Annotated in this window: 1 protein-coding gene; it reads right to left on the reverse strand. The window is 65.0% G+C overall.

The window, feature by feature from the left end; genetic code table 11:
• A partial coding sequence (locus tag ACW62_RS32805) for an adenosylhomocysteinase (protein ID WP_205629764.1) occupies positions 1-534 on the reverse strand: 534 nt, incomplete at its 5' end.

Here is a 534-nt window from a genome sequence, read left to right on the forward strand (position 1 = left end):
TCAGTAGCGGTAGTGCTCGCTCTTGTACGGGCCGTCGACCGGGATGCCCAGGTAGGACGACTGCGCCGGGGTCAGCTCGGTGAGTTTCACGCCGAGGGCGTCGAGGTGTAGCCGGGCCACCTTCTCGTCCAGGTGCTTGGGCAGCGTATACACGCCCAGCGGGTAGTCCGCGGTCTTCGCGAACAACTCGATCTGCGCCAGCACCTGGTTGGTGAACGAGTTCGACATCACGAACGACGGATGCCCGGTCGCGTTACCCAGGTTCAACAACCGCCCCTCCGACAACACGATCACCGTGTGCCCATCCGGGAACGCCCACTCATGCACCTGCGCCTTGATCTCCGTCCGCCCCACACCCGGAACGGCGGCCAACCCGGCCATGTCGATCTCGTTGTCGAAATGCCCGATGTTCCCCACGATCGCCTGATGCTTCGCCCGCGCCAGATGGTCGGCGGTGAGGACGTCCTTGTTGCCGGTCGCGGTCACCACGATGTCCGCCCGCTCGATCGCCTCGTCCAGCGTGGTCACCTCGTA

It is taken from the genome of Jiangella muralis, from assembly GCF_001270745.1.
Classification (GTDB): Bacteria; Actinomycetota; Actinomycetes; order Jiangellales; family Jiangellaceae; genus Jiangella; species Jiangella muralis.